Below are 9,659 nucleotides of genomic sequence, written 5' to 3' on the forward strand. Positions count from 1 at the left end.
TCAACGTCTGTTGCACTTGATTTAATATCTCAAGTGCGTAAGTCCTAGCATATATAATAATGGTGACTTGCAAAGGCTCACCAACTTTCACTCTCTTAACAAGGGGAGATTGGAAAGAAATTTCGCACGCCTTCAGGATACCAGCCTGGGGGGTGCACTCATCTCTTCTTTTGTGTTCTTATATCGATGCTGTTGCGACCTCAATAATGACGCTTGCCGCTGCTTTTTCAAATGAGTTTCCGAATTTCCGAACATACTCCAAAACTTCCTTTTTCTCTGTGTATATTTTTTTCATTTTGTTTACGGTTTCGGTATCCAATTCGTACATCGTCACCTCAGGCTTCCGCGAACAGTTCCGAAAGTATATTCCACGAACTTTCTCGATTTTGTTGAACGTCGGGATATCGACGTAAGCAATCACCTATTTTGTATTTACATTCGGGGTTATTTTTCTTAGACACTATTGTCACCTAACTGATTTCTATTCATTATAATTTATTGTCATTTAAAAATATAAATAAGTTACTGTTCTTGTCCTTTACGTGTTAAAGTCTGATGGTATCGTTTAATATTTCATTCAGGTCACTTTTTATGATTAGTTTATATATTCATTAGAATTCTAATAATAAATAAGTAAGAATGTATCCACAATATACGGTGTACGCACCCATTAAGATAATTTTCTCAAAAAAAATAATAAGAATTAATTTAAAATGTGCGTGACTTGACTTTTAATGAAAAAAAAAGAAATAAGAAAAGTTACAGCTCGTTTAGCTGCTTTTGTTTGTCAATAATTGCTTTTAATGTTTCTGGTTTTTCAGCAATTAGATTTGATATGTCAAGAAGAAACTCGGATTTTTCTTTTTCTAGTGCCTTCAAGTTCTCTAGTTCTATCCGTATATTTTGCAACTCTGAACGCTCAACAATATGACGGGCGGTTTCAGTCGCTAAAATCTGGTTTTCATACTTGATTTTTTGGTATTCAGGACTCTCCGAGATGTCAAGCTCTTTCTGGATTGTTAAAAAAGGAATAAACTTTTTGTATATATCTCGGAGTTTCTCAGGACTCGCACGGAAATATGCGCTTTGTGTCCCGTTTAATGCGTGCCCCATTGTGAATTCCACAAAAAAAGAATCAGCGCCAGCATTCAGCATGGCTGAATTAAAGTATTTCCGCACATTATGGGAGCGTATCAGATTCCATTGTCCTGTAGGAGTATTCTTAATGGCTTTCTCAGAAATCACTCGGTATATTTTTGTTACTGTACTCTCCTGTAGCTTCCTGAGCTCTTCATCCTGTGTTTCTATAAATTCCTTTGGAACATTCCTAATAATAAACAGGTATCCATCATCATTTGTGATCTTCTGTTTAGAAAGTTGCGCTATCCTTTTGGGATTCGAGTACTTTGGTTTTCTTTCCCGAAAAGCTAAATAATCCCATACTGCCCTGGATCCCTCAGGGGATATAAACGTCACGAAGTCAACAGCTACCTTTTCCCGCCTTAATACGAGGGTTGTAATCTCCGTTTCAGGGTCATACCCTTTTTTGAATTCCTTAATTTTTAGATTTCGTATTTCGTTTGAGGATAGCCCACTCGAAACCCCAATCAGTAAGACTGCCTTTTCCAGTGGGTCACAAACTTTCAAAACCTGCTGTAGGTCTTCTTTTGTGGGAATTGCCTTATTTTCCTCCAGTGGTCTTGCTCGCCTCCCTGTGCGCTGCATGGTTGGGATTTCAATATCAAAAGTTTTATAGAAGCTTTTAATCCCAGTCATACGGGACCTGATAGTAAGATCAGATAATTTCTGCTCCTGCAGATACTTCCGAAACCCTGTAAGGTGTTGCTTAACCTGACGTTGTCGCATAAGCTTCCCTGCTTTTATTTCCCCCTCAGCTGCAATTAAAAGGTCTTCAGGAGTCTGCCCAATCCAATCCGTAAAGGTTTGCATAGCCTGTAGGTAGATTTTTTTTGTATTGCCCGAAGGATTTAAAATATCCAACCAATCATTAACAACAAGATCTTCTAGCAATTCCTTAACTTTCATAAAAACCCCAGTCACTGTATATATTACTTTTAGTAGTAAGATGTTACAGTATATTAATACCAGTGACAGATACAAAGTTAGCGAAAGCCATAGTCTAAACAGTGCAGCTTTAAAGAGAGTTGCGAATTTCAAAAATCTGTTGCCTGAGAAACATTAAGGTTCAATTAATCCTTACATTCAACACAAATTCGAAGGGTCTGGAAAGACTCCATACATAGCATTGATTCAGAAAAGGGGACTCACAATGGTAAACGTTGCAATTATAGGGACAGAAAAAAGTGGCAGGACTTCCCTTGCCGCAAACCTCGGGAAAAAAGGAACAGTTTCCGACATAACGATGTACAACAACGAGAAGGAAGGCAAGAATATGGTTTTTGTGGATGCTCACAGCTATCCGAAAACCTTGAAATCCCTTGTCACAGTACTGAATATTTCCGATATAGCAGTCCTGTGCATCCCTCAGGGCCTGGACGCCCATACCGGGGAATGTATCATTGCACTGGACCTGCTCGGTTTTAAACATGGAATTATTGCCCTGACAAAGTCGGACAGCACCAACATGCATGCAATTGATGAATTTAAGGCAAAACTAAAGGTAATCACTGCAGGAACCGCACTCCAGAACTGGGAATGTATCTCCCTGAACACAAACAAAAGCGCAAAGAACCCCTTTGAAGGCGTGGACGACCTTAAAGCCAGAATAAATGAGATGGCAGAGAAAATAGAAGTAGAACATGCAGAACTTAACAGCCTGCCTGCAAGAATCTTTATAGACCACGCTTTCGATGTGAAGGGCAAAGGATGTGTCGTTCTCGGAGTTGTCAAACAGGGAATCTCAAAAGAAAAAGATAAAACCAAAATTTTTCCACTGGACAGGGAAATCGAAATTAAATCAATCCAGAGCCATGATGTTGACATCGACAGCGCCCCGACAGGCACAAGAGTTGGCATGCGCCTGAAAAATGTCCAGGCCAAAGATATAGAAAGAGGCTTCATAATTTCTGATAAAGAAAACGTAACCACTGACTACGTTCTGGAATGTGCGATCTCAAAATTCACGAAAAAGATAGAGCCAGAAAGTGTGCTTCACCTCTTTGTGGGACTTCAGTCCGAACCTGTGCGCGTTGAGAAAATCCTGGTTGACGGAAAGGAAGCAAAGGAAGCAAAGCCAGGCACTGCCTGCGTGCTGGAACTTTCAGGAAACAAAAAGGTTGCCTACAGCAAAGAAGACCGTTTTCTGCTTTCAAACCTTGATCTGACCCAGCGCTTTGCAGCTTACGGCTTTTTGAAATAAGTTTGAGACTAAGTTTAAGACCAAGTTTAAGACCGAGTTTAAGACCGAGTTTAAGACCGAGTTTAAGGCCGAGTTTAAGACCGAGTTTAAGACCGAGTGTAAAAGGGATATGCCATGGAAAACGGCTCAGGGGAATACATAACCTCAGGGAAGGACAAAACCCTTTACGGGAACACCTTCCACCGAAACATCTGCTGGCAGCGCTCATACGAAAGGGCGGAAGGCGAAGAGATCGTAATGGCACTTTACGGCAGCCTGCGAAACGGGCTATACAACAGCCGGCACTTTGATCTCCAGAACAGGTCGGAATTCCTTGGGACTACAAAAGTCAGCGGATATGCACTCTACTCTCTGGGCCCTTATCCCGGAATATATCCCTCTGAAGGCTGCTCGGTGGTTGCAGAGGTTCGCAGGTTTTCCGGAAAACAGCTTGAAGTTGCAAAATCCATTGATTATATGGAGCTTTTCGGGGGGTACCACAGAGAATATGTGGACCTTGAAATCGAAAATCAGAAAATTCGGGGTTTTATCTATGTCTACGATGAAAAACCCGAAGCTGAAATAATAGGGCATGGAGATTGGACCCATTACCTTAAAGAGAAAGAACTGAAAGAGAAGACCTGAAAAAGGAATGAGGCAAAAATTAAAGAGAAAATTAAGCAAAAATTAAAGAGAAAATTAAGCAAAAATTAAAGAGAAAATTAAGCAAGAATTAAAGAGAAATGGCGGTAAGAGCTGAGAAGAAAAGGCGACAAGTAAAAAAGCCACAGGGAACTCACAGCTTTCTTAAGAACTCGAGGCTTTTGATCCCTTCTTCGACTGAAGCCATTTCGGTAACAAAAATTCCCTTATAGTTTGAGAGCTTCTCCATAACCTGTTTCCAGTTTACAGTACCCTCTCCGAGAGGGAGATGTTCATCTTTTTTGCCCATATTGTCATGGATGTGAACATGGGATATCCTCTCTCCCAGTTGATCCAGAAATTCGTCTACAAGCCCCACGGTGTTGGCATGCCCTACATCGAAGGTGAACCCCACGTTGTGGCTCCCGACAGCATCGAACATTTCCTGCATTTCATCGGGGTATTTGCCAAAAATCTTTGGGAAATCGGGCATATTCTCAACAGCCACAAGGATCCCGAAATCTGCTGCAAAGTCGCATAATTCCCGGATAGAGGCAAGGTTTGTCATATAGGCTTGCTGCGGAACCTGTACCCCATAAGGTGAAAGATATCCGGGATGTACCACAGCAAGATTGACATAGTTCGAGGCAAGGGCAAGGTAGTTCTTCATCTGCCTGAGGACTTCTGCACGGATTGAGTCATTAAGGCCTGCGAGGTTCATATCAGAAAAAGGCAAATGCAGGGTAAGTTCCAGGCTGGTGGTATCATAAATATTCTTCAGGTTCTGAAAGGTCTTGCTGCTCAGGCACTGGGATCCTTCCTGTACGATCTCCCAGCCAGTATACCCATAGTCTTCGAGCGTGTATGCCCATTTAAAAGGATCTTCAACGACCGCACGCGATGAAAAACTGATTCTATCCAGCTGCATGGTGACAATTCATCCTTTTTACTTCGTCTCTTCTAATTCATCCTTTTCAATTCAGCCCTTTTTAAATAATCCCTTTTAATACATCCCTGATTAACATAAACTTGGGGCGGGAATTGAAATATAATTAACTAAACTTCGTAATTAACTAAACTTCGTAATTAACTAAACTTTGAGATTTCAGCCCCTTTCCACATAGTCCATTCCCACTTCGACAACCGGCACCCCTTCTTCGGTGAGAGGTAAGAGCCACTCAAAGAGCCTTTCCATCTCCTCAGGAGAGTCTGCCCTGATAACGACTTTAATGGCTCCCAAAGATCCTTCTTCAGCAGGAACACTTGGAACTCCAACAAAAGCTGCTTGCTTGTTGAGCAAAAAACGAACTAAAAGCCCTTCCCGGGATAATCCTTTATTGAAAGCCTTGTTACGGAGACTGTCTATAATTTTTTCCCTGCGAATAAGTCCGTGCAGATTAAACAGGAGATCAAGTCCCCCCTCTCCGGTAAGGAGAAAAGAAGGAGAAACTTCTTTTTCGGATTCCGTTGATTCAATAGTTTCTTTTTGAAGTTCTATTCCCGTAAAAAGAACTGAAATTGCTTTAATGACCTTTTCAAGGTCTTCCGTAGGATATACAGGTGCTGAAATCTTTACACTGATCATAAATTTACTCCACTATAATCTCAATATGATTGTTCCGGAAAGTATTCAGTTGAATTGTATTTTCGACACTGTTCAACAGAAATGACTTACTATCTTCAGAGAAGTTAGTCTATCGAATCTGTTCTTAAAACGTTATTTTCCTGGTTTATTCTTGAACAATATCCTGTCAGATTTGTTCTTGAAATGTTATTTTTCCGGGCGTGATCCTGAATAATTCCCCAAAACCTCAACAACATCTTTTCTGAAGGCTTCAAGAGTGGAATTGTTTTCGATTTCCACATTAGAGGCTTCTATAGCTTCTCCCATGCCCCAGCTGAGTTCTCGTTCGTCTCTGTGGCGAAGGCCTTCGATACTGTTCATATCATCGCTTCTGCCTCTCTTCTGGACCCTGGAAAATCGAATCTCAATGGGAGCGTAAATGGAAATCAGGACAAAACCTTTTCCGAATTCCTGCCTGAAGAACTCCACTTCGGCAATCCCGCGCACACCGTCAACAACTACAAGTTCCGAGCCTACTTCCCTGATCTGAGAAACGCAGCGCCTGGAAACAGCATCCATGCCCTCACACTTGCGAAGGTCCGTTGCAACCATTCCGGTATTGGAATCGTTGGGTTCAAGCCCACGCTTCAGTACTTCCTTCCGGATCACATCACCCATAATAATAACAGGAATGCCCATCTCAGCAGCAATCCTGGAAGCTTCGGATTTTCCCGAAGCTGGCATGCCTACAAACGCTATTATCTTCATCAAAAATTACCTTTTAAACCTGAATCCTTAGATTTGAGTTATAAGATTGAACTATAAATTTGAGTAGAAGCCTCAATAGAAATCTCAATTAGAATCTCAATAGAAACTCGAGTTAGCAAATTAGGATCATTAACTCTGGTAGAAACTTGAATAATATGGAACTTGAATAATATGGGAACTTGAATAATATGGAACTTGAATAATATGGGAACTTGAATAATATGGAACTTGAATGATATAGATCTATATGACATATTAATTATGATACGATCCTAGTCAAACCACAGGATCATATATATTATTTCCTGAAAAGCTGAGGCTATTTTCTGAAAGATTGGAGGAAAAGCTTCTGGAAAGAAAATAATGGGAAAAAGTTTTTCCGTAATAAACCAGGGAAATCAAAAGGAAGAGTCTTTGTGAGTACATTTTAAGAACGGGTTAAAATGGCAGGATAAAAAAGAAAGGCCAGATAAGGAAGATAATCCGGACTTTATGAGAACATCTTGTTGAAGACGGAAGCTTTGAAATCTACAAGAGGTTTGAGCCTGTAATCTTCAAGAAGTACTTTGCGAGTGTTTTCCACAGGAACGCTCAACGAAATTTCTTTTGTCCTTCCGTAACGGCCCTTGCTTACTACCACGGCATTCACTATGCCCAGCATGTCAAGTTCTGACATAAGGTCGGTGACCCTGCGCTGGGTAAGGATATCCACGTCAATATGATGACAGAGCTGGCGGTAGACATTATACATCTCACCGGTTGTGATGTTCTTGCCTTCTCTTCCCCGGTTCCTGAGCAGGATGATGCTGTAGAGAACAAGCTTGGACTGGGTGGGGAGAGTCCGCACGACTTCTACTACACGGTCGATTTCGATCTTCTCCTGCGCACGCCTTACATGTTCTTCGAGAACTTGCGGCTGGTTTTCTCTCTCTGCAATTTCTCCTGAAACACGCAGAAGGTCAAGTGCCCGGCGGGCATCACCGTGTTCCTGGGCTGCAAAGGCTGCACAGAGCGGGATTACCATTTCGCCCAGCACTCCGTCGTTGTAAGCCATTTTTGCCCTTTGCTTCAGGATATCGCTGATCTGCTCGGCATCATAAGGCGGAAAGATCAGTTCCTCTTCGCCCAGGGAACTTTTGACTCTGGGGTCCAGAAACTCTGTAAATTTGAGGTCGTTGGAAACCCCAATCATGCTAACCTTGGCTTTTTTGAGGTCGGTATTGATTCTTGAAAGGTTGTAGAGGACATCATCACCTTTCTTAATCAGCTTGTCAATTTCGTCCAGAATGATGATAATAACCTGATCTCTTGCATCGATTGCTTCCTTAAATTTCATGAAGACCTGGTCCGTGGGCCACCCGGTCATAGGGACCTCTTCTTCGAAATGCCTGGCAAGGTTTGCAAGAAGCCTGTACTGAGTATCGATTACCTCACAGTTAATATAAACAACAGAGCAAAAAACGGACTTGTCTTCACTTACCCTTTCAAGTTCCTTTCCTACATATCTTGTCACTGCAGTCTTTCCTGTCCCTGTTTTCCCGTAAATCAGGACATTGGAAGGGGTCTCTCCCCTGAGTGCAGAAACCAGGATAGTTGCAAGACTGTTTATCTGTTCGTTCCTGTGTAATAACAGGTCCGGTGTATAAGAAGGACGAAGAACCTCTTTGTTTTTAAAAATTGACTTTCCGTCAAGTAATTTTTCGAATAAGCCGTCTAATGATTGAGCTTTTATCATGAATGACCCTCTCGTATAAAAATTATAATATACAGATGCAACGGATTAAGATGGATTATATGGACAATTAATATGTACGGTTTATATGTACGGTTTAATACACAGATAGAGTATGCAAAGTTAAGAATTAATTAAAGAAGGTAAGGAGTTTCTGCACGCTTTATGAGTTCATACACGCCTTTTTCCTTTTTTAATTTTAAATTTTCAGTTTTATTATTACAGTTCCATATTTTAATCTTGATTTTTGAGTTCCATTTTCAGTCTTAATTTTTGAACTATAATTTTTTTAGTTTTAAGTCGTTGAGCTATAATTTTTTTAGTTTTAAGTCCTGTTTTTCAGCCCCAATTATTGTGTCAAGTTTAAATAATTGAAAGTCCTGCTTAAGGAATCATATCACTAATTTTTCATGGATACAGATGAGAGAGAAAACTGCAAACATTTAAATCCAGACTTTGAAAGAGTTTTTGAACCATTTTCATTATTTCGAAGTTAGTATATTGAAAACTCAGAACACTATCCAGACAGAATATATTAGACTAAATATATTCAGACATAATATCACCCAGACATGGAAAAGATATATGTAAAGGCGTAATTGTTAATTTTCAAAGTGTCTGTCCCTCTTGATTCTCAGTAATTCTTGAAACCTGGTTTGTTGTTTTGTATAATTTTGATAAGTCAAACCTTATGGATGAGAGATTCACAAAGGGGAGATGGATAGATAAATGCATGTTTCTTAAAGTTAATGCCTGAATTTTTTATTTTCAACATGCGGGGGATAAACTGGAGAGTGAGTTACGCACTTTAAATCATCTCTTAAGCCCTGATAGAACCTGTAATTGGAATACTCTTTACCCAAAATTTTAGATGAAATTTATATATAAACATTTGATTTCAAGGTATATTTGCAGTAGATGCAATGGAAGTACACGGTATTAATAGTTATGGTAAAGCACCCTGCATTTCCAATGGAACTAATATTTCCCTTAAAGACACCCTGAAGAAAACGACATCACCAAACTCAGTTTTAAAAAAATGAGAGATTTACAATTCCAGACCCCCCGAAGGTCAAATTTAAACCCCCTTTTTCGCATGGAAGAATAGAGGAAAATTTTGAACCCCTTTACTTCCAATGAATGATAAAAAATATTTAGCACAAAATAATAATGTTAGGGAAACAAACAGCCATACTAAAACGAAAGTGGATGTGTTAAAAATAAAAACAGTTTTGATGTAAATAAGATCGTCGATAACAAAACTGTTGCTTAAGAAATAAATACAGTCTAACTGAAAATAAGGGACATACATCAAAAGTAACTATATTTATGGAGTGTAAATACATAAAAAATTGGCTATGTGTATGTAGCAACTTATAAATATTATTCAAATAGCATGTTTTTCAAAGTCCTATTGTTTTTTAAAGATTTATTAGTAGAATTGTTGATTGATTTTTAGAATTGTTGATTGATTTTTAGATTTGTTGATTGGTTTTTAGAATTGTTGATTTAATAATTTCTTACTGCAATTTCACTTATCGACTCAAGTTAAAAAAGAATTTTTGAAAATCAAATTGCGTGCGGCCACCCCAACCTAAACAGGCTGTCCGATAATTACCGCAGATAATTAGAGT

Annotated in this window: 8 protein-coding genes; 2 read left to right on the forward strand and 6 right to left on the reverse strand. The window is 39.6% G+C overall.

The annotated features are described in order from the left end of the window. Positions 1-178 precede the first annotated feature (178 nt). Both EO93_RS17420 and EO93_RS09355 read right to left on the reverse strand, forming a co-directional pair. Positions 179-328, reverse strand: coding sequence for a hypothetical protein (locus tag EO93_RS17420; protein WP_156161281.1), 150 nt, complete (start codon positions 326-328; stop codon positions 179-181). A 431-nt stretch (positions 329-759) separates the two neighbouring features. Then, the gene (locus EO93_RS09355; RefSeq protein ID WP_048162190.1) at positions 760-2,046 is read right to left on the reverse strand and encodes a tyrosine-type recombinase/integrase; all 1,287 of its coding nucleotides are present in this window, start codon (positions 2,044-2,046) and stop codon (positions 760-762) included. Positions 2,047-2,290: 244 nt separating this feature from the next. Between EO93_RS09355 and EO93_RS09360 the strand changes: the two genes are divergently transcribed. Together EO93_RS09360 and EO93_RS09365 are read left to right on the forward strand one after the other, a co-directional pair. Further along, positions 2,291-3,340, forward strand: a complete 1,050-nt coding sequence (locus tag EO93_RS09360) for an elongation factor Tu (RefSeq protein ID WP_048162192.1) — start codon at positions 2,291-2,293, stop codon at positions 3,338-3,340. A gap of 114 nt (positions 3,341-3,454) precedes the next feature. Then, a complete protein-coding gene (locus EO93_RS09365; RefSeq protein WP_048162195.1) occupies positions 3,455-3,964 on the forward strand; it encodes a gamma-glutamylcyclotransferase in 510 nt (169 codons plus the stop codon). 151 nt (positions 3,965-4,115) lie between these two features. Here EO93_RS09365 and EO93_RS09370 read toward each other — a convergent pair whose 3' ends face one another. The 4 genes from EO93_RS09370 to EO93_RS09385 all read right to left on the reverse strand — a co-directional run bounded on the left by EO93_RS09370 (position 4,116) and on the right by EO93_RS09385 (position 8,028). Beyond that, positions 4,116-4,889 (reverse strand): sugar phosphate isomerase/epimerase family protein, encoded by a 774-nt coding sequence (locus tag EO93_RS09370; RefSeq protein WP_048162196.1) that lies wholly within the window; start codon positions 4,887-4,889, stop codon positions 4,116-4,118. Positions 4,890-5,066: 177 nt separating this feature from the next. Then, on the reverse strand, positions 5,067-5,546 hold the full coding sequence (locus tag EO93_RS09375) for an RNA-binding domain-containing protein (protein ID WP_048162199.1): 480 nt from the start codon (positions 5,544-5,546) through the stop codon (positions 5,067-5,069). Positions 5,547-5,732: 186 nt separating this feature from the next. Then, the gene (locus EO93_RS09380) at positions 5,733-6,293 is read right to left on the reverse strand and encodes a dephospho-CoA kinase (protein ID WP_048131954.1); all 561 of its coding nucleotides are present in this window, start codon (positions 6,291-6,293) and stop codon (positions 5,733-5,735) included. 490 nt (positions 6,294-6,783) lie between these two features. Next, a complete protein-coding gene (locus EO93_RS09385) occupies positions 6,784-8,028 on the reverse strand; it encodes an ORC1-type DNA replication protein (RefSeq protein ID WP_048131952.1) in 1,245 nt (414 codons plus the stop codon). Between the last annotated feature and the right edge of the window lie 1,631 nt (positions 8,029-9,659).

It is taken from the genome of Methanosarcina sp. 1.H.A.2.2, from assembly GCF_000979975.1.
In the GTDB taxonomy this organism is placed as follows: domain Archaea; phylum Halobacteriota; class Methanosarcinia; order Methanosarcinales; family Methanosarcinaceae; genus Methanosarcina.

Coding starts and splice junctions, on each gene's coding strand:
- EO93_RS09365 (WP_048162195.1), top strand. CDS start 3,455: ATGGAAAACGGCTCAGGGGAATACATAACCTCAGGGAAGGACAAAACC.
- EO93_RS09355 (WP_048162190.1), bottom strand. CDS start 2,046: ATGAAAGTTAAGGAATTGCTAGAAGATCTTGTTGTTAATGATTGGTTG.
- EO93_RS09370 (WP_048162196.1), bottom strand. CDS start 4,889: ATGCAGCTGGATAGAATCAGTTTTTCATCGCGTGCGGTCGTTGAAGAT.
- EO93_RS09385 (WP_048131952.1), bottom strand. CDS start 8,028: ATGATAAAAGCTCAATCATTAGACGGCTTATTCGAAAAATTACTTGAC.
- EO93_RS09380 (WP_048131954.1), bottom strand. CDS start 6,293: ATGAAGATAATAGCGTTTGTAGGCATGCCAGCTTCGGGAAAATCCGAA.
- EO93_RS09375 (WP_048162199.1), bottom strand. CDS start 5,546: ATGATCAGTGTAAAGATTTCAGCACCTGTATATCCTACGGAAGACCTT.
- EO93_RS17420 (WP_156161281.1), bottom strand. CDS start 328: ATGTACGAATTGGATACCGAAACCGTAAACAAAATGAAAAAAATATAC.
- EO93_RS09360 (WP_048162192.1), top strand. CDS start 2,291: ATGGTAAACGTTGCAATTATAGGGACAGAAAAAAGTGGCAGGACTTCC.